Genomic DNA, 23,296 nt, shown 5'->3' on the forward strand with positions numbered 1-23,296 from the left:
AAGGATTAAATTTCTAGCATTTCGTCGGGCATCAATGGAATTTTAAAAATAACAGTTGTTCCACTGTTGTCCGGTTTATCTATAATTTCAAAGATAACGGAATATTGATACTTTGCCTTTAATAAATTGATCTTGTCAAGAACCATATTCCATCCATGTGAAATGTGATTTGCACGGTAAGTATTGATTCGTTTGGCTTCCTCTCTGCCAATTCCATTGTCTTCAATCTTCAAAAGGATCGTGTCGCCTTCCTGGTATCCTTCAATAATTAATTTTTTATCACCTTTTTTATGTGCCAAGCCATGAAGGATCGCATTTTCAACAGTTGGCTGGATCAAAAGCGTCGGGATTTTCAGGTGGAGTAGGTTTTCGGGGATGTTTACTTCCACATTCAGACTCTCCTCAAAACGGAAACGCTCCACTGCAATATATGATTTCAATAGTTCAACTTCATCGCGGAGTGTAATGAATGAATTGTCACTTTGCTGTAAGAATTTTCTTAAAAGACTTGAAAAATCACTTAAAGCATATTCAGCTTCCTCTTGTTTTCCCATGACAATCAGGTATTGAATGTTGTTCAGACAATTGAAGATGAAATGTGGATTCATTTTAGCTTGAATTGCCTTTAGTTTCAGTTCGAACATCGTGTTTTTATGTTCACTGTCTTTTAATTCCTGGTCTTTGGATATTTGAATGCGTTTATAAGTTATCAGGAATATCAGCAAGAAAACCAATCCGAAAGCGAGGAGTCTGAACCAAAGTGTTTCATAAATATGTTTCTCAATTTTAAAGTCATAAACAATTTCGTCCGGGTTATGATCATTGAACCCGTCAATTCCACGCATGTAAACTTTGTATTCACCGGGAGGAAGCATTTTGAAGCTGATTTCTCCTTTTTTAGTAGGAATACTCCACTCTTCCTTAATGTCCGGACCAACTAATTTGTATTGATAGTGCAGGTTGTAAAACGGAGTAAAACTGGGGCAATAATATCGGATGTTTATGGTGTGTGTATTCCGTGGGAAAATGTGATTTGAGATTTTTTGAATTTTATCATTTACCACGACTTCTTTCAAAAACGGTCTCAATTTCCGGTATTTTGGCACTTTAAAGAAGCTAATTAAAACTCCCTGGATGGTTGGGAAGTAGAAATGTTTGTTATCGCCTGTATAATAGTTGTTTTGGAATCCGCCATTAAATTCGGTGTTTAAAATGCCATCGTCATGCCCTAATCGAAAAGGGATTAAGAAATTAGCTTTGTGTGAGATGAAATCCTCGATTTTACGCTCACTGATAACATATAGTCCATGATTGGAAGAAATGTATAAATTGCCCTTATTATCGGGTGCCAGGGTGAAAATGTCATTATCAAGCAAGCAGTTTTTCATTCGGTTGAGCGGACGAAGCTTTTTATAATCCCAATAGTACAAACCACCGCCATAAGTCCCGATATAAAATGTGCCGTCTTTCTTTTCATAAAATGCACGCACTTCTTTTCCATGCAATCCATTTCGGATACTGAACTGCCGTTTGAGTTTTAAATCCTCTGAAATTATGAAAACCCCATCTTCCCCTCCAACCAGGATGTCTCCGTTTCTGAGCTGATAGAAGCAGATCACAAACCCGATGTTTAATGATTTGAACAGGGGTCTGAGCTTGAATGGTGTTTCTCCAAATGAAATACCGTCTTCTTTTCCGATCCAGATTCGTTTCTTTCGATCCTGAAAAATAGCGTGGATTGATTTTTTGTAAAACCCTTTATTAATGATTCGTTGAAGTTTACGGTTCTTCAGAACAAGGATTCCCTTTCCCCATGTTCCAGCCCAAATTTCCCCGTTGATATTTGCAAGACATGAGAAATCAGTACGGTGCTTATAATTATAGTAAGATGAAATTGATTTCAGGTTAAATTTGAAAATGTTAGAGTAAGTTCCTGAAACAATTAGTCCATTATCAGGAGATTTAATGATTGAACTGAATGAGGATTCCTTTAATGTAGGTTCATTATAAACTGATAAGCACTGCTTTACTTTGAGCTGTAAAAGTCCCTTGTCATTACTTCCTGCAAAAAGAAAATTCTCCTCCGAATTATAGAACAAAGACAAGATTATTTTACTGGGGAAATTGGCATTTTGAGATTCGAAAGGGGAATAAGGACTGTTTTTGTAAAAAATCCCTTTGTGTGTAGAGAGAAATATTTCATTGTGCGGACTAAAGGCAATATCGGTAAAGTGGACGCCTGCCGTACTTTCTTTAAACGTTTGGGGGAATAGTTTACCTTTATAAAAGATTGAAACCAGGTTGAAACCAAGTAGATAATTTTCGCCCGTATAGGGATTTTTTTTTGCTTTGTAATAAATTTCCTTGGTTAATCTGTCCCATTTGGAGTTTCGAAAAAAATAGGTTCCGGTTGAATCGGAATAGAAGGGTGTTTTGCCAATCAAGCCAACCCCGCAGATTGCTCCTTTACTTGCTATTGTTGAAATAAAGCGGTTTTTCCTTGAACCAAGCCTGGAAATCCAAACTTCTTTCTTTTGATTGATATAAATGATAGAGTCATGGTAAAAAGCCGCGTTTAAGTTGTCTTCTTTTGATAGACCTTTTGTAACAGGAGATATTTGAAAAAGTCTGTTCTTGTTGTTTAAACCATAAAGAATGTTTGATTTTGGATCAAGGAACATTTTAGTGCAAAGGATCTTCCTGCTTTCATCTGTGGGATTGATATCTGTAAACGTTTGCCCGTTGAACTCCACCAATCCGTTTGCCGTACCAATGATCAGGTTTCCCGTTTTATCGGGAGTCATTGTTGAAACCTGGTGTTGGGGAACCCCATCTTCCGTACCGTAAACCCGAATAGTAAAAGGAGAAGAGCTGCTTAAAGTTGATTCGATCAGTTTTCCAAGCAGCTGGGCATGAGCAAAATTGCTCCCAAGGAAGATGAAACAGGTAATACCAAAAAGTAAACGATAAGCCGGTTTGTAATAAAGGTATTTCTGTTTCAGACTCATATTGCGAATTTAATACTACTAAATCAATTTTACCGGATAGATTTAAATGTAGTGTATACCTTTTCCTTGTGAGAAAGTGTTCTCAATTAAATTTCGGGCTACTTTCGAAGCGTGAATACCCCTGTATTTTTTTGCTTTGCCTACTAATAAAGGGCTTATCAGAAAGAGAAGACCTTGAATGATTTTCTCGCTGAAACGTTTTTCCTTTCTCGGGCCAATTAAAAACGAAGGTCTGATGAAAATGGTGTGTGGAATTCCGAGTTGAATAACTCCCTGCTCCATTTCACCTTTTGTACGCAAATAAAAGTTCGAAGATTTTTCATTTGCTCCGATGGAGGAAACAATACCGATTTTTTCTACACCGGCTTTTTTGCAGAAACGTCCGAATGAAATAACATATTCTCTGTCTATCTCCTGTTGCCGTAGCTTGCTTCCTGCTTTTTTGAGAGTAGTTCCCAAAGCACAAAAAGCGACGTCTATTTTCTCCGCTACTTCCAATTGATCCAATTGATCGAAGGAAACAAGTACAACTTGCATTTTGGGATGACCGAAACCCAGAGGATTTCTTGCGAGAACGAGCACTTTTTCGGTTTGTGGATCATTCAAAATTTGGATCAAAATTTCATTTCCCACCAGTCCGCTGGCTCCTGAAATACAAATCGTCATGAGTTTAGCTATTTTTTGGAAATATAAATTTCAACTTCTGATTCTTCTCCTAACCGGGACCTGTGATCGTAAACTTCATAATCGTAGGTATAACTGCGATTTAATTTGTCGTCCTGGCTCCAGATCGTATGCCATGCGTCGATGATAGCCTGGGGTAAATCACCCTTAGCCAAAAATGTCTGGAAGTTTCCACCATCGAATTCACGTCCAACTAATCCGGAAGGAATATGATCCAGGGAAGAAACTTTCAGACCAAGAATACAGGTGTATTTTCCGGTATAATTACTTTCATAATCGGTGTAAATGCAGACAATGTCAGAATCGAGACGATTCGGAATTTTTTCCAGCAAATTCTCTGATATAAACTGTCCCCAGAGTGCACCGATTGCTGTTGAAGCTTCTCCATCTTTATTTGAAGTTTCTGTTGAAATGCCGATAATTTTGAATCCTTTTTGCTGTGACATAATGAATGCTGTTTCTGAAATATATCGCTTATTGGATGACTAATTCATTTTTACTGTCCAGATTGACTCTCCGATCGAAATGAAAATCCACATATTTTGCCTCATCCTTTTTTCCTTGTACTTCCACACTTGATCTGCCCATTTCCAGCTTTTTATCGTCAAAAGCCTTAGCTGTTAATTTTCCTTTGAAGTTTTGATTGAAAATGACATAAACAGTCAATAAGTTATCCGTTCCCGCAGAATCACTGGCAACCTGTGTTTTTCCAACTTCAATTCCTTTGGTTTTTAGCTGTGGATCAATGGAGACTTTTACATCAAATGCTTTTTGAATACCTTTTGTAGCTCCTTCAAAGAATTCACCTGCAGTTTGACCCGTAGCGTCACCGGCGTCATTAATGGATTCTTTGATTTCGCTTGTTGAACAAGCGGTCAATAAAATGGAGGAAATGATAAATACAAATGGTTTCATGTTGTTGAATAATAATTTGAAGTGAATTTAATTATTTCCTGCGAAATGAATTGACTATTTAGTTTACACGAATAATGTGGATATCGAAATCGGTGAGATCAGTTATTGAATCACTCAACTGATAGGCTTTCTCTTTGTTATTCTTTTCATCGTTCAATTTATTCTGATTGTTTGAGCAGCCAAAAATCACTAAAAGAGAAAGGGAAAGGATAAATGATCGGCACGTAAAGTCTGAAGATTGATAATTAAGACGAATATAATCATTCGAATTTGAAAAAAATTCAGTGAATTAACATATTGAATATCAGTTACAAAAACGATTTCAATTGCTTGTAAGTGAAAAATAGTCGACAGTAAGTAGCTAATAACCGAGTTTGATTTTTCCACTCCCACAACTTTGCATCATCAATCGGTTGAAGGTCAATCGAATCAAATTTTTACAAACGTTTAAAACAAACAAGTATGAACACACTAAAAAACAAAGTGAATTTAATCGGACGATTAGGGGCAAAGCCCGTAGCACAAACTTTTGACTCGGGAGCAAAAAAAATCCGCCTGTCAGTTGCAACAAACGAACGCTTCAAGAATAAAAAAGGAGAGTGGGAGGATAACACCCAATGGCATACGGTAATTGCCTGGGGCAGGTTGTGTGATCGCATTGAGAAAGTTTTGGATAAAGGTTCGGAGGTCGTTATTGAAGGAAGAATCGTCAATCGATCATATGAAACCAAAGAAGGTGAGAAACGCTTCTCAACAGAAATTGAACTCAACGAGTTTGTATTGTTGAATGGAAAAAAACAAGAGAATAACTAATAGGAATAGCTATGAATACTACTATTAAACAAGATCAGGTTTTGCATATGAACCATGTAAACATTATCGGAAAGATAAGTTCTGAACCCAAAGTGAGTCTTTTGCCGGGTGGAAGAAAGGTGGTTAATTTTTCTCTGGCTACCAAGGAACATTACCTGGATAAGGATGGAAATCTTCAGGTCAAACAAGATTGGCACCGACTAACCGCTTTCGGAAGATGGGTAACCATTCTGGAAGAATTGTGTGCGAAAGGTATTAATGTTGCGGTGGAAGGCAGATTGGTTAGCCGTTTTTATAAAACAGAGTCGGGAGAGCGTAAAATGTTCTCTGAAATTGAAGTCAACGATTTAATTATTTTATAATATGTTGCGAAACCAAGTTACGTTGGTGGGGCGTCTGGGATCAGACGCCACCATCACCACCTTTGAAAATGGTTCTATGGTTGCCCGCTTTCAATTTGCGGTAGATAACCAGCTAAAAATAGTTGAGTCTGATTCCAAAGCGTTATACCGGATGTTTGCATGGGGGAACACTGCTGATTTTCTGACTAATTATTGTAAAAAAGGAAACAAATTGGCTGTCTCGGGGAGATTAGTGAACAGAACGTATGTGGATAAAGAAGGACGTTCGCAAAGAGTTACTGAGGTGGAAGTCAGACAAGTCGTTAAGTTTTAAAGGGTCAGATGATCATTGTTCTTAACGATATGCAGTTGAACGGGGGTCATTTTGGCTCCCGTTTTTAGATTCCGTTAAACTGAAATCTTAGCCATTCATCTATAATTAAGTAACCTTTCGTATATTTTTCATTAAATCCAAGAATTTCCGGCTAATTTTGTATCATCAAACTTGACACATTGAAAAAAATTGTACTTCTATTCTTCTTGCTCATCTCGTATTTTGGTAATTCCCAAACGATGACTATTAAGGCGAATGTCATTGACACAAATTCGCAAATGATTGTCAGGAGCGCTGTTGGTATTGTAAAACGCGTTCGTGATTCCGTGTTATTGGATTTTAAGCGATCGGATAAATTCGGTCATATAGAGTTTACGCTACCCATTGATACTGTAGAGTTTACCGTTATTCATCCCGAATATGGAGTTTTCAGGGCATTCTTTTTTGGTTCAAAGGAAAATAATTCCTTTGTGATGGATACTTTGGTAATGCCTGACAAGAGCACTGCATTGGATGAAGTGTTGATCTATGCGAACAGAAATCCTATTTATTATCGTGGGGATACTTTGGTGTATGTTGCAGATTCCTTTAAAGTAAAGGAAAATGCAGTGGTTGAAGATTTGATACGGAAATTACCCGGGATGACCATCGATGAAAACGGAAAGATCAAGAACCAGGGAAAGGAAATCGGACAGGTATTGGTTGACGGAGACGAATTCTTTGGAAATGATCCGACTATTGCGACGAAGAATTTAGCTGCAAAAGGAGTTGAAACCGTTGAAGTTTATGAGAAGGACGCTGAAGACGGGAGTGATGATAAAGTCCAGGTGCTTGATCTGAAACTCAAGGACGAGGCCAAGAAAGGATATTTCGGGAAGGTCAGTTTAGCTGGAGGGATTAATAAATTCACGAGCCCTAATCAGGGGTTTTACGAAGGCGAAATGCTGGTGAATTCATATAACAAGAATCAAAAACTTGCGGTTTATGCTTTGGGTTCAAACACTCCGAAAACCAATCTTAACGGCAGTGATTTATTTAAATTTGGATTGTCAGAGGGAATGGATTGGATGGCTGAAAATGATGATATCCAGTCATATAGCCAGGATGGGCAAAATGAGAATGAGGGGATTCCAAATACTTTTAAAGCCGGGTTCTATTTTGATCAGAAATTCAAAAAAGGAGCGAAAATCCGTTTGAATTATGCTTTTAATCAATATGAAGTAAAAACACAAACAAACAGCAGGTCTCAATATTTATTGACAGATACTTCCTATACAACAGATTTGAATAGTTATACAAGAGAGTCGTATATGCAACATCAGATCGGAATTAAGTATTCTCAGCAAATAGATTCTCTTACACGTTTCGAACTAGAGCCTAAATTACAGTTGAATGATAACGATCAGAATTCATTTTCCAGAACGGATTTCTTATCTCAAAGAGATACGTTAACCCGCTTTACGACAATTGATAACAGAAATAAGGCAAGTGGAGCAAATTTGAATACAACTTTCAGATTGTTTAAGGATTTCAAGAAGAAAAACAGAAAGTTAATTGCCCGGTATAATTTCGTTGGGATCAATAACAGCTCAAATGGTAATTTACTTTCAACCGATACAAATGCAATTACTTATTTGTCGAATGACAGCTTGAGGTTTGATCAATTAAAGGAAAATAGAAGTAATTCTATGGCACATACTGCTTATGTGGATTATTTTGAACCTCTTGGAAAAAGATTCAAATTAGAATTTGATTATGAGTTTTATGGGAATAACAATAGTCAAAGAAAGACGACATTGAATCCAATTAATGGAGAATATGTTGATGTAGATACAACTTATTCCAATCAATTTAAAACCAACAGACAACAACACAGAGCTGGAGCCTTCCTAATCTATGAAAATGCAAAATTGAGAGTATCTGTAGGTTCGAGATTCAGAACAATTTCGATTGACAACCGAAACATCTTTACAGATTCATTGATCAATCAAGACTTGAATAATATCTTGCCTCGGGTTGTATTCAGATATAAGTTCAGTCAAACGACCCGTGTAATGATCCAATACAATACAAATTCAAGTCTGCCTTCAATTGATCAGTTACAACCGGTTCTGGACAATACGAATCCAAACTTTATACAAATCGGTAATTCGGCATTAAAACCGAATTATACACACAGTATCAATGGTAACTTCAATACGTGGAAAGGACTGAGTGGTTTCTATATGTATTCCGGTTTCAGCTATTCACATATTAAGGACAACTTTAGTACGAATACCATCTTCGGTCCGAACGGAGGATCCATCTCTCAGGCAATTAATGTGAAGACTTCCGATTTCCTTTATTATTGGGCAGGAGCCGGAATCCCAATGAAAGGGGTAAAGAATTTGAACTTAAGAGTTAATGGAAACGGTAACTTCACATCTTCCATGAATCAGATCAATTCGGTTGACAATGACACCAGAAACACAGGGGTTGGAATAGATTTGGATCTGGATTATAACGGAGATTCATTAAGAGCAGTTATCGGTGGGGGAATTAATTATAATATACCTTACAACTCTTTAACTACACAATCTAACCAGCCATATACTACCTACAATTTCAGAGCGGAAATTGACTGGACCTTACCATACCGATGGTTTATTCAATCAGATGCTACTTATAATATCAATACAGGTAGAACAAGTGGTTATAATATCAATTATGTGATCTGGAATGCTTCCATTCAACGTTCATTCCTGAAAACCGGCAACCTGTTGTTTGGTATTGAAGCTTACGATATCTTAAATCAGAATATCAGTAACTACAGAACGGTTAACAATAATGTGATCGTCGATCAGAGAACAAATATTATTCGTCGTTATTTCATGGCAAAAATGACACTTAGATTTAATAATTTTAAAACAAAAGAAAATGATTTCGATGGCTGGAATTAGAACGTTGATCCTTTTGGGATTCCTATTTCTGGGAGGATCGATCCAAGCTCAGACACAACTTGTGCGGGAAGGTAAAATTACTTACGAGCGAAGAACGAATGTTTGGAAAATCTTTGAAGATGAGCGAATGAGACAATTCATCGGTGAAAAAAACAAAATTAAAATAGAAGAATTTACTTTGTACTTCAATGATTCGTCGTCTTTGTTTTCTTATGTTGTGCCAGATCAACCGGATCCTCAAAGTTGGCTAACAATGAAGAATACGGTATACAATCAGTTCAATAAAGGGCAGCGTTTTGTATACATGGATATGATGGGGAATTCAATGACTGTTGGTGACAGTTTGCTGAAGCATACCTGGAAAATTACAGACAAAACACGTAAGATTGCCGGTTACGAATGTACCCGTGTGATTTGGCAAAAGGATGATACAACCCGCATTTATGCATGGTATACAACAGATATTATTGCAACGGTGGGACCTGAGAATATTCAGGGTTTACCCGGAGCAGTTCTTGGATTGGCAACTGAAGACGGAAGTATTGTTTATTTTGCAAAAAAAGTAGATGTAATTACCCCAACTGCAGAGCAAATCGCACAACCGAAGAAAAAAGGAAAGCAATATACCCAGGCAGAATTGATTGCTGATTTGACAGAGAAACTGAAAGGTCAGCCATACGGTGATCGAATAATTACCGGAATGTTTTACTGGTAAGCATTCAGATAAGGAAAATGATTGAAAGGTATTTGGTTAGCAAATACCTTTTTTTATTCTATATCCAGAATAGTAAGTTTGGCAAATTTCAACAGCAAGGTTTTGGCTCCTGCGTGAGGGAAGAAGATCGTTGCTTTTCGGTCTACGCCGCTTCCTTCCAATTTCGTTACCTTTCCTTTTCCGAATCGTTCATGCTCTACATTGTAACCTACTTTGATATCAATGTTGGTATCTCCGGTGCCGGATTTTGAATTTAATTCCGACATACTTTTCAAACCTCTTGGGGCTGTTGTTTGAGTGCTTGTTGATCCCGGCATACGGTTTAGTCCCCCGGTGAAAGGTTTGTCAAAACCACCTCGACCGGAATTTAAAGACCGTCCTCCGCCTTGAGAGGCACCATAAGCGGTTTCAAAGCTTAAATAATCAGGATCGATTTCCGAAATGAACCTACTAGGTTCGGAGGAAATTAAATTCCCCCACTGAAAACGGGATGCTGCATAAGAGATCGTGCAGTTCTTTTCTGCTCTCGTAACAGCTACGTAAAATAAGCGTCTTTCTTCTTCCAGTTCCGTTCTTGAATTAATAGAAAGTTGAGAGGGGAATAGATTCTCTTCCAAACCAACCAGGTAGACATGTTTAAACTCCAAACCTTTACTGGAGTGAATAGTCATCAGGCTTATTTTGTTTTTGTCCTCTTCTTTTTCATTATCAGCATCTGTCAGGAGTGCAACGTCAATCATGAAATCCGCTAAAGTAGCGGGATCGTCTTCTCCTCTTTGAACTGTGAATTCTTTGATCGCTGCCAATAATTCTTCGATGTTCTGGTAACGTTCAACCTCTTCCGGACCTTTGTCTTTTTCAGAATAGAGCTCTTTCAAAATCCCCGAACTTTTTGCAATTGTCTGAGCCAACTGATATGCATTTTGAGAATTTAATTGCGCTGTGAAACTTTGAATCATGATCACAAACTCGGAGATCTTTTGTTTTGTGGCTGCCGGAATGGAAACCGGGTATTTACCAAATTCAGAAATAACATCCCAAATGGCCACATCGTGATGATTTGCTGCAATAATGATATTCTCCCAGGAAGTTTTTCCGATTCCGCGTTTCGGATAATTGATCACACGTTTAAGAGCTTCTTCATCTTTTTGGTTGGCGGTTAGGCGGAAGTATGCTAAGATATCTTTGATCTCTTTGCGCTGATAAAATGAAAGTCCGCCGTAAATCTTGTAAGGAATATTCATCTTTCGAAGTGCTTCCTCGAATGCACGGGATTGACGGTTGGTTCTGTAAAGAATAGCAAAATCTGTCCAATCCCCGCTCTCCTGATGCTTGACATCAAAGATCTTATTTGCAATAATTCTACCCTCCTCATTATCCGTCATTGCGCGAACTACGCGAATCAGGTTTCCCTTATCATTATTTGTCCAGACACTTTTTTTGATCTGGTCTTTATTCTTCGAAATAACACTGTTTGCGGCATCCACAATGTTTTGAGTACTGCGGTAATTTTGCTCCAGTTTATATAAATGATAATCCGGGTAATCGTTTCTGAAATTCAGGATGTTTTGAATATTCGCTCCACGGAATGAGTAGATACTTTGAGCATCATCCCCAACCACACAGATATTTTCATAAACAGCTGCCAATTTCTTTACAATCAAATACTGGGCGTAATTGGTGTCCTGGTACTCATCCACCAGAATGTATTTGAATTTATGCTGGTAATAGGAAAGAACATCCGGGAAATCGCGCAGAAGCACATTTGTTTGGTACAACAAATCATCAAAATCCATTGCCCCGGCTTTGAAACATCTGACGGCATATGCTTTATAGATCCGGGCAAGATCCGGGCGCTGACTGATCTTGTCTTCTTCCATTATCTCCGGATTCTGAGCGTAATCATCTGCAGAGAGCAAATTGTTCTTTGCTGCCGAGATGCGTCCGTAAACCATACTTGGTTTATAAATCTTATCATCCAGGTTGAGTTCCTTGATAATATCCTTCAGTAAGCTTTTCGTATCCTGAGTATCGTAAATAGTAAAGTTTTGAGGATAACCCAAGCGGTCTGCATTAATTCTGAGAATGCGTGCAAAAACCGAGTGAAAGGTACCCATTGTAATATTTTTCGCCTCGCTGGATCCGATAATTGAACCGATTCGTTCGGTCATTTCTTTTGCAGCTTTATTGGTGAAAGTAAGCGCTAAAATATTGAAGGGATCAATTCCGTGATCAATCATAAAAGCGATCCGCATGGTAAGTACCCTTGTTTTTCCGGATCCCGCTCCGGCGATCACCATCGTTGGTCCTTCAAAGTTCTCTACTGCAATGCGTTGACTTTCGTTTAATCCGTCCAAATAATTCATGTTTACAAAGTTAGAACATTGAAGCTTTTAAACTAGAATATCGGAGGTGTAATTTCCTTAAAAGTTTAAACAGGCAGCAGTTATTAGTGAATATGCAATAGTTAATTACGATTAATTGAAGTTAAATACGCCTGGTCATTGTTAAATAAATATACAAACGTCGCTATATCTATGCTTCATCTATGCTTCATCTATGCTTTATTTATACTTCAATCATGCTTCAATCATGCGTGAAAAGTGGGGTGCCTATGCTACAACTATGTTATGTCCCTCGGCTATTCAGTCTTGACCAAAGCAGATCAAACAAATGATCGCTTCGGATCGAGTGAGCCAGAGCCTCAGTCTTCGTCCGCCGCGGCGGACTATTGGCTTTTACTTAAAAACAAGGAATATTGATCAGCCGCAGCGAACTTGCGATTGATTTATGCGGTATTATGGATCTTCGTAGTGGTGATTTCGTTTCTATTTTTACTTTTGGCAGGATTAAAGAAACGGATGATGAATTTAAAGAAGCGTCTTGCTATTGGAATAACTTGTTTGACAACCTTGAGTACATGGGGACAAGTTGAAGGGATTCATCCCATTTCAAACGATTATCAAAAGCCTTCTGATCCCTTGGTGCTTCAAAAACTGGATCAATGGCAGGATAAGAAATTCGGAATTATTATTCATTGGGGATTGTATGCAGTACCCGGAATTATTGAATCGTGGTCTATCTGTTCCGAAGACTGGATTACGCGAGATTCAACTTCCAATTACGAAGATTACAAGCGTTGGTATTTCGGATTGAAAGATTCGTTGAACCCTGTGCGCTTCAATCCTGAAAGATGGGCTGATATTTCGCGCAAAGCTGGAATGAGGTACCTGGTTTTTACAACGAAACACCACGATGGTTTTTGCATGTTCGATACCAAGCAAACGGACTTTAAAATTTCGGACGGACCATTTGCTTCCAATCCGAAAGCTGATGTATTGAAGCACGTTTTCTCAGCTTACAGGGACCAGGGATTTATGATCGGGGCGTATTTTTCCAAGCCCGACTGGCACAATGAAAATTATTGGTGGCCTTTGTATGCAACTCCGAATCGGAACAACAATTACGACACGCGAAAACACCCCTGGCGCTGGCAGCAATTCCAGGATTATACATTCAGACAGATCCAGGAGATTGCGACCGGTTACGGAGGTGTAGATATTTTATGGTTGGATGGCGGCTGGGTAAGACCGATGAATACCATTGATGAAGAGGTGTTGATGTGGGGAGCGCCAATCCCGCAGTGGAACCAGGAATTGGATATCGCTAAAATTGCAAACATGGCCCGTTCAAATCAACCTGGATTGATCGTGGTAGACAGAACAGTTCAGGGGCCTTTTGAAAATTACCAAACTCCTGAACACACGATCCCCGAAAAGCGAATTGAGAATCCGTGGGAAACCTGTATGCCATTGGGGAACGATTGGGGGTATGTACCGAATAACAATTGGAAATCTTCGGACCGGGTGATTCGCACGTTAGTTGAAGTAGTTGCCAAGGGCGGAAATTTATTATTGGGAGTAGGTCCGAAACCGGATGGAACATTTCCTCCCGAGGTGGAAGAAAAGTTGTTGGAAATAGGGAAGTGGCTGGATGTAAACGGTACTGCAATTTATGAAACGCGCAGTATGTATCATTACCAGGATGAGAAAGTGTTTTTCACCCAGTCCAAAGACGAGAAAACGGCTTATTTATTCATTCCATCAGATTTAAATCCCGGGAAAGTAAGCTGGATAATCAATCTCCCTAAAAAAGGTTCCAAGATGATTTTTGTTCCAACAGGAGAAGTTATTCCGTATAAAATTATAGATCAGGAAGTAGAATTGACTTTACCACAAAAATGGATTCAAGCAAACAAGAATAACCCGGTTTGGGTGTTCAAATTTGAGCAGGCTACCGAATAGTTAAAACTGTTCTCAGTTTCAGGTCTTTGGAAGAAGAACCGATAAGCAGTTCATAATCACCTGATTCAATCAATTCTTTCAGATCAGCAGAAACATGAGTGAAAAGTTCGGGAGTCAACGTGAAGGTTACTTGCTTGCTTTCTCCGGAGTTTAGCAGGATGCGCTGGAAACCTTTTAATGCGATGACAGCTTGGGCTTGTTTGCTCAATTTGGTTTTCAGGTACAATTGAACGACTTCTTCACCGGATCTTTTTCCCGTATTCGTTAAGGTGAAAGAGAGGCTCGCGGATTCATTTTTTGCGATCTGTTGTTTATCCAATTTCAAATCAGCGTATGTGAATTGCGTATAACTTAAACCGAATCCGAAGGGAAAAAACGGTTCACCACTCAAGTTGTAATAATCATCACTCCTTCCGGTTGGCAAATGATTGTAAGTAAGCGGGAGCTGAGCTTCAGAAACGGGGAAGGTGACCGGTAAACGTCCGGCAGGATTAATCTTTCCCGTAAGTAAATTCGCCACTGCAGGTCCACCTGCTTCGCCAGGATACCAAATGCTTACAATGGCATCTGCATCATTGATCCATTCATTCATTGTTATTGCACTTCCACCAACCAGTAAAACAACTACCGGTTTTCCTGTTTTATGCAATTCCCGGATCAAACGTTCCTGGTTCCCGGGTAAACGCAAAGAAGCGCGATCCTGGAACTCTCCTTCATGAATACCGGCAACAATTACTGCCAAATCTGATTTCCCGGCTATTTTGACAGCATTTTTAAGTTCCGAATCAAACGAATCGTTCGATCCGTAATTCCAGATCAGGCGAATTTTACCGTTTCCTTTCGGCTCTTTGAATTCAATCCGGATGGGATAACGAGTGTCTTTTTTGAAGTTGAACGGAACCAAATCTTTATGATAGCTGACTTTTTCCCAGCGGTCGATAAATAACTCGTTATTGAGATAAAGCCGGTACCCGTCATTTCCTTCCAGTCCGATTTCAATCTTTCCCGTTTGAGGCGCCAGCAGGTTTCCTTCCCATTTTGCAGAGTAGAAGTGATTATCCAATTCATTGGAAGGACCATACAATGTCCAATTGAAATCTACCTCCAAATCGGTTCTGCTTACAAGAGGTTCACCCGAAAGATCGACGTTGTTGAAATAGGTTCCGGCCAAACCGCTTTTCCCATTGTTTTCGAGGTAATTGTTGGCAACGGGAAAATACAATGTATCGGAATAACTTACCAGTTCCCGGTAGTTTATGTGAATGGAATCTCCAAAGGTTTGTTTTAGTCCGTCCAGGATACTTACCGGTTTATTCCCCGGCCCGCTGTATCCACCTAATCTGACATGGCTTGCATCCGATCCGAAAAGTGCTATTGTGCGGACAGATGAATTCAGGGGCAAGACCTGTTTTTCGTTCTTTAATAAAACAAAGGATTTTTCTGCTGCCATTTGGGCAATTCTTTTCCCCTGAGAAGAAACAGAATCCAATGATACAGGAATGGCGATATATGGATTTTCAAACAATCCCAATTCAAATTTCGCACGTAATACCCGCGAAACCGCATCGTTCAGGCGGTTGGTATCAACCTGCCCCGATTCGAAAGCAGGATAGAAAAGTGCTGCATGATTATAGTCTGTTTGGAAAATGACATCCAAACCACCTTCGAGTGCATGTTTTCCGCTCATTGCATAGTCGGCGGCAGTTTGATGTAAAACAACTTCACCACCAACTGCGTTTGCATCAGAAATCACAAAGCCCTTAAATCCCCATTCTTTTTTGAGTTTTTGATTCAGCAGCCAATCGTTTGCCGAACAAGCCGTTCCATTAAGTGAGTTATATGCCGTCATAATCGAACGGGCACCACCTTCCTTTATCAACTTTTTGAAGGGGATAAAATGACTTTGCTCCAGGTACCATTCGCTCAGATGGATTGGATAACTGTCGCGACCACCTTCGCCCACATTTGCAACGAAGTGTTTGGGAGTTGTAATAATTCCAAGCTGTTCGAACGAGCGGATAAAAGCCAGTCCGATCTCAGTGCTTAAAAACGGATCTTCTCCGTAAGTCTCCTCCGTTCTTCCCCAGCGAACATCTGTTGCCAGGTTTACAACAGGTGAAAGGATTTGCCGGATCCCACGGATTTTGCATTCAGTTGCGATTTGTGTTGCAACCCGGCGAATAAGTAAAGTGTCCCAGCTTGCGGCTAAACCGATAGCCTGTGGAAAAGCCGTCGCACCATGTCTTACCAATCCGTGTAATGCCTCGTCAAAAGGGATTATGGGAATTCCCAAACGGGTCCTGGTAACGAAATAGTTTTGCAGCTCATTGATTTTTTTGGCGAGAATAACAGCATCTTCAGTCGTATTGTAAGAGAGGAGTTGTCCGCCTGCATCGCCTTTTGACCCGGCACTGACCTGCAGACCGAAGATCCCGTGTTTTAATTTCCCACCGGTAGTATCTCCGTCCGAGGGAATCATGAATACCTGCCAGAATTTTTCTTCAGTCGTCATCCGGCTCACCAGATCCCTGACGCGAAGTTCAACAGCTTGAGTCGAATCTCTGTAAAGTTGCGCGAATCCGACCGTTCCCGGAATCAATAAGAGGAAAAAGAGGAGAAGTTTCATGTGATAAAATTACATTATTTGATTGATTTCAACATGAACCCTTATTCTCACTGATGATTCAGGATGAATTAGAGGTGAAGCGGATTTTCTTCTTTGAAAAGAAAAGTATATATTCGATCAATCAATCAATCAAATTGTTGCCATGAAAAATCTTTTACTTAGTTCCATTCTCTTGTTTTCTTCCATCAGCTTTTCGCAATTGATGCGCAGTGAAGTGTATGATTTTTCTGTGGGGAATTATTACGGAGTAGTTAGAAAATCTAATGCTCCTTCTAGTGGCATACAATCGCCAATTATATCAGGTTATCAAATGTTTCATATTTTGACCAAACAACTTTCAGTTACAGGTGATTCGGTTACTTATTCAGCTCAAAGACAATCTTATATTCCGGCATTACCGAACGGATCCGGTGGAGGCACGCCCCCAAGTTATTCGATAGACACGTTTACGTTTATACACACGGATTTAAACACCCCGTTTTCACCTGAAATTTGGGATCATGTTTTTGGAAATACTGCTACCCATTTTTGGGACGCAGACACGAATGAATGCTATCTGTCACTTGATACCCTAATTCCTTCTCCATGGTGTTTCAATAATTCCGGACAGGCATATCATTTTGGAATGCATCCTGACAATATAGATTCTTGCGACCTTGAGTCACTGATTTCTGATTACTATGCTTATTCACATGCGGGTGGTCCTTATGGGGGGAAGCAACGTCCCGGAGATCCCACAGAATTCACTATTTTGTATGAGTTATTTTATGTAGTTCACAACGGTATTGAATGTGGCCAATTTCCTGATTTCTTTTTAGGACTGGGAGATTATCAGCAGTTATCAATTGAAATTTATCCTAATCCGGTTAACGATAAACTTACAATCCGGGGAGTTGAATCCATTCAATCGTTTTTAGTAACGACTTCAGACGGAAAAACGGTGGGGGAAGTGACTCTTGAAAATGGGACTGTTATTGATGTGAGCAATCTTCAGAAAGGAATTTATTTTTTACACCTGACAGATTTCTCAGGGAGAAAGGGAACTATTCGTTTTGTGAAATAAGTTGCTGTCAGGAATTCGCATTCGTCAAAAGAAAGAATGATTTCTTGACTTTGTAAATTGAAACAGTTTATCAAATGATATTCAGATGGTTGGGTTCTACTGGTCTGAGGTATTCACAAATAAATATTTTCGAACGATCCGATTAACGGATTATTTCCCTCCGGAAACCTTCCATAAAAAAGATTAAAAAAAATTTCATCCAATTAAATTGTTCTTACCTTTGGTATAGCGCCCCACTTCTGAGCGGAAAAATAAAACCCCGGAAGCTTCTGTAATTATTTAGTTAAACCTTTAAGTTTTAAGTATTAAGCATGAAAAGTGTAATTACAGGTATCGGACGATACATTCCTACAGTAGTTAAAACAAACAGTGATTTTGCACTTCATAAATTTTATGATGAGCACCAGGAAGCTATTCCATTAAGACCCGAGGTTATTGCAAAGAAATTCGAAACCATTACCGGTATCGAAGAAAGAAGATATGCCACTGCTGATCTGAACTGTTCTGATATGGCAACGATCGCAGCTGAGGATGCAATCCGGGATGTGAATTGTGACCGGGAAACGATCGACCAGATCATAGTAGCTCATAATTTTGGTGATGTTATTAAACACACCATTCAAACGGATATGATCCCATCCATTGCATCACGGGTAAAGCATAGTCTTGGGATCAAAAACCCCAACTGTGTGGCGTACGACCTGATCTTCGGTTGCCCAGGCTGGTTGCAGGGCTTAATCCAGGCACACGCATTTATCCAGGCAGGAATGGCAAAGAAATGTTTGGTGATCGGTGCGGAAGCATTGAGCCGTGTATTGGATCAGCATGACCGGGACAGCATGATCTTTTCGGACGGAGCAGGGGCAACCATTCTCGAGCAGCAGGATTCCGACTCCGGGATACTTTCCTTTAGTGCCCAAAGTCACTGCGAAGATGAGGTAACTTATCTGAATTTGGGCAAATCCAATTTCCCCGAATCGGACCCACGGATTCGCTACGTGAAAATGAAGGGACGTAAAGTATATGAATACGCGATCAAAAATGTGCCCGTTGCCATGAAAGATTGTTTAGATAAAGCAGGTGTATCCATCCGGGATGTAAAGAAAATATTCATTCACCAGGCAAACGAAAAGCTCGACGAAGCGATTGTCCGGGAACTATTCAAACTTTATGACATCCAGGAAATGCCGGAACACCTTATGCCGATGAATATTCATAAGCTTGGAAACAGTTCGGTGGCAACCATTCCTACCTTATTAAGTATGGTGAAACGGGAAGAGATGAACGGGTATAAAATTACAGCGGGAGATATTGTTTTGTTTGCTTCCGTCGGAGCAGGTATGAATATCAATGCGGTTTGTTACCAGGTTTAATTCCAACCTTTTTGACAACCCGTATCTATGAGGTATTAACCTCATAAATCATCCACATGAAAAAAAGTTTACTATTCATTTTTGCATTGGTCAGTTTGTCTTCGTTGGCACAATCCAACTGGATCCATGGGAATGCTGTTTGGCACTATAAATATTTTAATTTTAGTATGCCTGGATCCGGCTATATTAAAGTGTGGGACGACGGTGATACATTGATTCAGAATAAAGTTTGCACCAAGTTGAAATCTGTTAAACATGCTTTTGAACCAATCAATGCACAATGGGAACTAGCTGAATATATTTCAGATTATATATCCGGAATCGTTTATTATTCCAATGACACGGTTTATCGCTGGTACAATAATGAATTTCAAGTGTTGTATAATTTTTCAGCTCAGACAGGGGATTCTTGGATTTTATCTACCGGAAACGCTCCTTTTGGCTGTAACGATACTTCATACTGTGATGTGGAATCTGTAGGAAGTGTCAATCTGGGAGGTAATATGTATAACGAATTACAGGTGAATTATACAATGGATGCGTATGAATATTTTTATGGGAACATAAATACGCGTTTCGGACCAACTCAGAGATACTTGTTTCCATTAACCAGAGTGTGTGATAGTATGACGATTCTCGATATAGACCAGATCACATTTATCTGTTTTGAAGATGACAGTTTGTATTACAACCCAACGAATGAAGCTTGTGAGTATTATTTAGGATTAAAGGAATCTGCGTTGAATCCCGTCAGTATTTTTCCAAATCCTTCTTCCGGAAAGGTCGAATTGTTGTCAGCTATTCCGTTAAAGACTATCCAAGTAATGAATTTGCTGGGATCAACTTTGAAAGAATTTGATACAGATCTTACTTTGAAAGAAATCGATTTAACAGAATTGCCGCAAGGAACGTATTATTTGAAAATTGAAAATTCGAAGGGGGAACATCGTATTAAACGCATTCAACTTTCGGGAAGATAATTGATTAAATTTGTTCTATAAATTAAAAGCGGCTTTCGGGTCGCTTTTTTCATTTAATGTTTTCCCTGGATAAATTCATCAACATTAATTTGTTCAAAAACAGCACTTTTTTAGCAATTCGTTTGCATCCTAAGAATTTCTATCTATCTTTGCACCCCTCAAAGTGTGTTCTTTGGGGAAAACTATATTTATTAATTATCAAAATTTGAGTACTGTATGCCAACTATACAACAGTTAGTGCGAAAGGGAAGGACTGCGGTAGTAAAGAAGTCAAAGTCAGCGGCTTTGGACTCTTGCCCGCAGCGCAAAGGAGTATGTGTACGTGTGTACACCACTACACCTAAAAAGCCGAACTCAGCTATGAGAAAAGTAGCGCGTGTTCGTCTTACCAATGGTAAAGAGGTGAATGCCTATATCGGAGGAGAAGGTCACAACTTGCAAGAACACTCTTTGGTTCTTGTGCGTGGTGGAAGGGTTAAAGATTTACCAGGGGTTCGTTACCACATCGTTCGCGGTGCGGAAGATACTGCGGGTGTTGAAGGCCGTTCACAACGTCGTTCTAAGTACGGAACAAAACGTCCAAAAGCTGCTAAGAAATAATAAAACTTTGAAGAGATGAGAAGAAGAAAAGCGAAAAAGATAGCCATACTCCCAGATCCAAAGTTTAATGACGTTGTAGTAACAAAGTTCGTCAACAACTTAATGTATTCTGGTAAGAAGAATTTGGCATTTAAAATTTTCTACGATGCTTTAGAGATCGTAGATAAGAAATTAGAAGATCAAGAAGGATTAGAAGTATTCAAAAAAGCATTAGATAATGTAACTCCATCTGTGGAGGTTCGTTCTCGTCGTGTTGGTGGAGCTACTTTCCAAATCCCTACTCCTGTTCGTGAAGGACGTAAACAATCATTAGCTATGAAATGGTTGATTGGTTACGCTCGTAAACGTAATGAGAAATCTATGGCTGGTAAATTAGCCTCTGAAATTATTGCTGCTTCAAAAGAAGAAGGTGCTGCTTTCAAAAAGAAAGAAGATACTTTAAGAATGGCTGAAGCGAATAAAGCATTTTCACATTTTAGATTCTAAGAAATGGCAAGAGATCTTAAATACACAAGAAATATTGGTATCGCAGCTCACATTGATGCTGGGAAGACAACCACTACCGAGCGTATTCTTTACTATTCTGGTGTAAACCACAAGATTGGTGAGGTTCACGACGGTGGAGCTACAATGGACTGGATGGAGCAAGAGCAAGAGCGTGGTATTACCATTACTTCTGCTGCAACAACAGTAAATTGGAAATACAGAGGAGATAATTACCACATCAATATCATTGACACACCGGGACACGTTGACTTTACAGTTGAGGTGAATCGTTCGTTACGTGTATTGGATGGTTTGGTATTCTTGTTCTCGGCAGTTGACGGTGTTGAGCCTCAATCTGAAACAAACTGGCGTTTGGCGAACAACTACAATGTTCCCCGTATCGGATTCGTTAACAAAATGGACCGTCAGGGAGCTGATTTCTTAAACGTGTGTGCACAGGTTAAAGAAATGTTGGGTAGCCATGCTTTACCATTACAAATTAATATTGGTGACGAAGATAACTTCAGAGGAGTTGTTGACTTAATCAATTTTAAAGGAATTGAGTGGAACGAGCACGATATGGGAATGACTTTCCAGGAAGTTGAAATTCCAGCAGATATCGTTGACGAAGCAAGACGTTTAAGAAGCGAATTATTAGAAGCAGTTGCTGAATTTGATGAAACTTTGATGGAGAAATTCTTCGAAGATGAGAATTCATTAACTGAAAGAGAGATTTTGAATGCATTACGTGCAGCTACGATCTCCGGGAAAGTAGTTCCGATGATGTGTGGTTCATCTTTCAAAAACAAAGGTGTACAGGCAATGTTGGATATGGTAATGGAAATTCTTCCTTCTCCATTGGATAACGGTTCTATTGTTGGGATCAATCCGAAAACAGATGAAGAAGAAGAGCGTTTACCGTCTTACGATGCTCCATTTGCAGCATTGGCATTTAAAATTGCAACTGACCCATTCGTAGGTCGTTTGTGTTTCATCCGTGCTTATTCTGGAAAATTACCTGCAGGATCATACGTTTACAATACACGTTCGAACAATAAAGAGCGTATCTCACGTATCTTCCAAATGCACGCAAACAAGCAAAATCAGATTGATGAGCTAGGTGCAGGAGATATTGGTGCAGTAGTTGGATTTAAAGACATTCGCACAGGAGATACATTGTGTGCTGAAGGTCATCCGATTATTTTGGAATCAATGAACTTCCCTGAGCCGGTTATCGGTATTGCAATTGAGCCTAAAACTCAGGCAGATGCTGACCGTTTATCAAATGGATTGAATAAATTGGCTGAAGAGGATCCGACGTTCCGTGTGAACACAGACGAAGAATCAGGACAGACAATTATCTCAGGAATGGGTGAGTTGCACTTGGATATTATCGTAGACCGTTTGAGACGTGAGTTCAAGGTTGAAGTAAACCAGGGAGCACCTCAGGTAACATACCGTGAGGATATTACTGTTGGAGTTGAACACCGTGAGCAGTATAAGAAACAATCTGGTGGACGTGGTAAATTCGCGGACATTTTGGTTAAGATTTCTCCACAGACAGATGCGGAAAAAACAGGATTGGAATTCGTTAACTCGATCAAAGGTGGTAACATTCCTCGTGAATTTATTCCTTCTGTAGAGAAAGGTTTCAAAGAATCTATGAAAAACGGAGTTTTAGCTGGTTTCCCTGTTGAAGCGATGAGAGTAGAATTGATTGATGGTTCATTCCACGCTGTCGATTCAGATTCATTGTCGTTCGAGATGGCAGCGAAAATGGCTTACCGTCATGCATTGAAAAACTGTAAACCAATCTTGTTGGAGCCAATCATGAAGTTAGAAGTGATTTGTCCGGAAGAAAACATGGGAGATATTGTAGGTGACTTGAACCGTCGCCGTGGTATGATGAAGGGTATGGATGACAAAGCAGGAGGAAAAGTTGTTAAAGCTGACGTTCCTTTGTCTGAAATGTTTGGATATGTAACGCAATTGCGTACGTTATCATCAGGTCGTGCAACGTCTTCAATGGAGTTTTCGCATTATGCAGAAGCGCCTAAGAACGTAGCAGAAGAAGTGATTGCAAAAATTAACGGAAAAGTATCCGCTTAATACAAA

18 protein-coding genes are annotated in these 23,296 nt (G+C 39.5%); 12 read left to right on the forward strand and 6 right to left on the reverse strand.

Annotated features, from left to right (window positions below):
- Positions 1 to 5: 5 nt before the first annotated feature.
- The 4 genes from K0S23_RS09920 to K0S23_RS09935 are packed head-to-tail and all read right to left on the reverse strand — an operon-like array spanning position 6 to position 4,607.
- A complete protein-coding gene (locus K0S23_RS09920) occupies positions 6 to 3,008 on the reverse strand; it encodes a sensor histidine kinase (RefSeq protein WP_300356723.1) in 3,003 nt (1,000 codons plus the stop codon).
- 42 nt (positions 3,009 to 3,050) lie between these two features.
- The gene (locus K0S23_RS09925) at positions 3,051 to 3,674 is read right to left on the reverse strand and encodes an NAD(P)H-binding protein (RefSeq protein ID WP_300356725.1); all 624 of its coding nucleotides are present in this window, start codon (positions 3,672 to 3,674) and stop codon (positions 3,051 to 3,053) included.
- 8 nt (positions 3,675 to 3,682) lie between these two features.
- Positions 3,683 to 4,138 (reverse strand): GyrI-like domain-containing protein, encoded by a 456-nt coding sequence (locus K0S23_RS09930; RefSeq protein WP_300356726.1) that lies wholly within the window; start codon positions 4,136 to 4,138, stop codon positions 3,683 to 3,685.
- A gap of 28 nt (positions 4,139 to 4,166) precedes the next feature.
- Positions 4,167 to 4,607, reverse strand: a complete 441-nt coding sequence (locus K0S23_RS09935) for a hypothetical protein (protein ID WP_300356728.1) — start codon at positions 4,605 to 4,607, stop codon at positions 4,167 to 4,169.
- A gap of 462 nt (positions 4,608 to 5,069) precedes the next feature.
- Here K0S23_RS09935 and ssb (K0S23_RS09940) point away from each other — a divergent pair, with 462 nt between their 5' ends.
- The 5 genes from ssb (K0S23_RS09940) to K0S23_RS09960 all read left to right on the forward strand — a co-directional run bounded on the left by ssb (K0S23_RS09940) (position 5,070) and on the right by K0S23_RS09960 (position 9,749).
- Positions 5,070 to 5,420: a single-stranded DNA-binding protein gene (ssb, locus tag K0S23_RS09940; protein ID WP_300356730.1), complete on the forward strand. Its 351-nt coding sequence runs from the start codon at positions 5,070 to 5,072 to the stop codon at positions 5,418 to 5,420.
- 11 nt (positions 5,421 to 5,431) lie between these two features.
- Positions 5,432 to 5,782 (forward strand): single-stranded DNA-binding protein, encoded by a 351-nt coding sequence (gene ssb, locus K0S23_RS09945; RefSeq protein ID WP_300356732.1) that lies wholly within the window; start codon positions 5,432 to 5,434, stop codon positions 5,780 to 5,782.
- 1 nt (position 5,783) lies between these two features.
- A complete protein-coding gene (locus tag K0S23_RS09950; protein ID WP_300356734.1) occupies positions 5,784 to 6,095 on the forward strand; it encodes a single-stranded DNA-binding protein in 312 nt (103 codons plus the stop codon).
- Between the two features lie 179 nt (positions 6,096 to 6,274).
- Positions 6,275 to 9,034 carry an outer membrane beta-barrel protein gene (locus K0S23_RS09955; RefSeq protein ID WP_300356736.1) on the forward strand — a complete coding sequence of 920 codons (2,760 nt, stop codon included), beginning with the start codon at positions 6,275 to 6,277 and terminating at the stop codon, positions 9,032 to 9,034.
- The gene (locus K0S23_RS09960) at positions 9,021 to 9,749 is read left to right on the forward strand and encodes a GLPGLI family protein (RefSeq protein WP_300356738.1); all 729 of its coding nucleotides are present in this window, start codon (positions 9,021 to 9,023) and stop codon (positions 9,747 to 9,749) included. Before K0S23_RS09955 ends, K0S23_RS09960 begins: the two co-directional genes overlap by 14 nt.
- Positions 9,750 to 9,802: 53 nt before the next feature.
- Here the strand turns inward: K0S23_RS09960 and K0S23_RS09965 are convergent, their stop codons facing one another.
- Positions 9,803 to 12,115 (reverse strand): ATP-dependent helicase, encoded by a 2,313-nt coding sequence (locus K0S23_RS09965; RefSeq protein WP_300356740.1) that lies wholly within the window; start codon positions 12,113 to 12,115, stop codon positions 9,803 to 9,805.
- A 498-nt stretch (positions 12,116 to 12,613) separates the two neighbouring features.
- Between K0S23_RS09965 and K0S23_RS09970 the strand changes: the two genes are divergently transcribed.
- Complete coding sequence (locus tag K0S23_RS09970; RefSeq protein WP_300356742.1) at positions 12,614 to 14,053, forward strand: alpha-L-fucosidase; 1,440 nt, start codon at positions 12,614 to 12,616, stop codon at positions 14,051 to 14,053.
- On the opposite strand, the gene K0S23_RS09975 is transcribed toward K0S23_RS09970, so the two are convergent.
- Complete coding sequence (locus tag K0S23_RS09975; protein WP_300356744.1) at positions 14,043 to 16,679, reverse strand: glycoside hydrolase family 3 protein; 2,637 nt, start codon at positions 16,677 to 16,679, stop codon at positions 14,043 to 14,045. The genes K0S23_RS09970 and K0S23_RS09975 overlap by 11 nt on opposite strands.
- Before the next feature lie 142 nt (positions 16,680 to 16,821).
- Between K0S23_RS09975 and K0S23_RS09980 the strand changes: the two genes are divergently transcribed.
- The 6 genes from K0S23_RS09980 to fusA all read left to right on the forward strand — a co-directional run bounded on the left by K0S23_RS09980 (position 16,822) and on the right by fusA (position 23,290).
- Positions 16,822 to 17,742: a T9SS type A sorting domain-containing protein gene (locus K0S23_RS09980; RefSeq protein WP_300356746.1), complete on the forward strand. Its 921-nt coding sequence runs from the start codon at positions 16,822 to 16,824 to the stop codon at positions 17,740 to 17,742.
- 311 nt (positions 17,743 to 18,053) lie between these two features.
- The gene (locus K0S23_RS09985; RefSeq protein ID WP_300356748.1) at positions 18,054 to 19,115 is read left to right on the forward strand and encodes a 3-oxoacyl-ACP synthase III family protein; all 1,062 of its coding nucleotides are present in this window, start codon (positions 18,054 to 18,056) and stop codon (positions 19,113 to 19,115) included.
- Positions 19,116 to 19,171: 56 nt separating this feature from the next.
- Positions 19,172 to 20,095 (forward strand): T9SS type A sorting domain-containing protein, encoded by a 924-nt coding sequence (locus K0S23_RS09990; RefSeq protein ID WP_300356750.1) that lies wholly within the window; start codon positions 19,172 to 19,174, stop codon positions 20,093 to 20,095.
- 216 nt (positions 20,096 to 20,311) lie between these two features.
- Entirely contained in the window at positions 20,312 to 20,695 is a 384-nt protein-coding gene (gene rpsL / locus K0S23_RS09995) for a 30S ribosomal protein S12 (protein ID WP_300356752.1), read from the forward strand.
- A gap of 15 nt (positions 20,696 to 20,710) precedes the next feature.
- The gene (gene rpsG / locus K0S23_RS10000) at positions 20,711 to 21,181 is read left to right on the forward strand and encodes a 30S ribosomal protein S7 (RefSeq protein WP_013685558.1); all 471 of its coding nucleotides are present in this window, start codon (positions 20,711 to 20,713) and stop codon (positions 21,179 to 21,181) included.
- A 3-nt stretch (positions 21,182 to 21,184) separates the two neighbouring features.
- The gene (gene fusA / locus K0S23_RS10005; RefSeq protein ID WP_300356755.1) at positions 21,185 to 23,290 is read left to right on the forward strand and encodes an elongation factor G; all 2,106 of its coding nucleotides are present in this window, start codon (positions 21,185 to 21,187) and stop codon (positions 23,288 to 23,290) included.
- Positions 23,291 to 23,296 lie beyond the last annotated feature (6 nt).

Origin of the sequence: Fluviicola sp. (genome assembly GCF_029266855.1) — a bacterium.
Taxonomy (GTDB): domain Bacteria; phylum Bacteroidota; class Bacteroidia; order Flavobacteriales_D; family Crocinitomicaceae; genus Fluviicola.

What these genes read in the sequence shown, in the direction of transcription:
- K0S23_RS09980 (WP_300356746.1), top strand. Translation starts at nt 16,822, where the DNA reads ATGAAAAATCTTTTACTTAGTTCCATTCTCTTGTTTTCTTCCATCAGC.
- K0S23_RS09920 (WP_300356723.1), bottom strand. Translation starts at nt 3,008, where the DNA reads ATGAGTCTGAAACAGAAATACCTTTATTACAAACCGGCTTATCGTTTA.
- K0S23_RS09950 (WP_300356734.1), top strand. Translation starts at nt 5,784, where the DNA reads ATGTTGCGAAACCAAGTTACGTTGGTGGGGCGTCTGGGATCAGACGCC.
- K0S23_RS09935 (WP_300356728.1), bottom strand. Translation starts at nt 4,607, where the DNA reads ATGAAACCATTTGTATTTATCATTTCCTCCATTTTATTGACCGCTTGT.
- rpsL (WP_300356752.1), top strand. Translation starts at nt 20,312, where the DNA reads ATGCCAACTATACAACAGTTAGTGCGAAAGGGAAGGACTGCGGTAGTA.
- fusA (WP_300356755.1), top strand. Translation starts at nt 21,185, where the DNA reads ATGGCAAGAGATCTTAAATACACAAGAAATATTGGTATCGCAGCTCAC.
- K0S23_RS09960 (WP_300356738.1), top strand. Translation starts at nt 9,021, where the DNA reads ATGGCTGGAATTAGAACGTTGATCCTTTTGGGATTCCTATTTCTGGGA.
- ssb (WP_300356732.1), top strand. Translation starts at nt 5,432, where the DNA reads ATGAATACTACTATTAAACAAGATCAGGTTTTGCATATGAACCATGTA.
- K0S23_RS09925 (WP_300356725.1), bottom strand. Translation starts at nt 3,674, where the DNA reads ATGACGATTTGTATTTCAGGAGCCAGCGGACTGGTGGGAAATGAAATT.
- K0S23_RS09965 (WP_300356740.1), bottom strand. Translation starts at nt 12,115, where the DNA reads ATGAATTATTTGGACGGATTAAACGAAAGTCAACGCATTGCAGTAGAG.
- K0S23_RS09985 (WP_300356748.1), top strand. Translation starts at nt 18,054, where the DNA reads ATGAAAAGTGTAATTACAGGTATCGGACGATACATTCCTACAGTAGTT.
- K0S23_RS09930 (WP_300356726.1), bottom strand. Translation starts at nt 4,138, where the DNA reads ATGTCACAGCAAAAAGGATTCAAAATTATCGGCATTTCAACAGAAACT.
- K0S23_RS09990 (WP_300356750.1), top strand. Translation starts at nt 19,172, where the DNA reads ATGAAAAAAAGTTTACTATTCATTTTTGCATTGGTCAGTTTGTCTTCG.
- K0S23_RS09975 (WP_300356744.1), bottom strand. Translation starts at nt 16,679, where the DNA reads ATGAAACTTCTCCTCTTTTTCCTCTTATTGATTCCGGGAACGGTCGGA.
- rpsG (WP_013685558.1), top strand. Translation starts at nt 20,711, where the DNA reads ATGAGAAGAAGAAAAGCGAAAAAGATAGCCATACTCCCAGATCCAAAG.
- K0S23_RS09970 (WP_300356742.1), top strand. Translation starts at nt 12,614, where the DNA reads ATGAATTTAAAGAAGCGTCTTGCTATTGGAATAACTTGTTTGACAACC.
- ssb (WP_300356730.1), top strand. Translation starts at nt 5,070, where the DNA reads ATGAACACACTAAAAAACAAAGTGAATTTAATCGGACGATTAGGGGCA.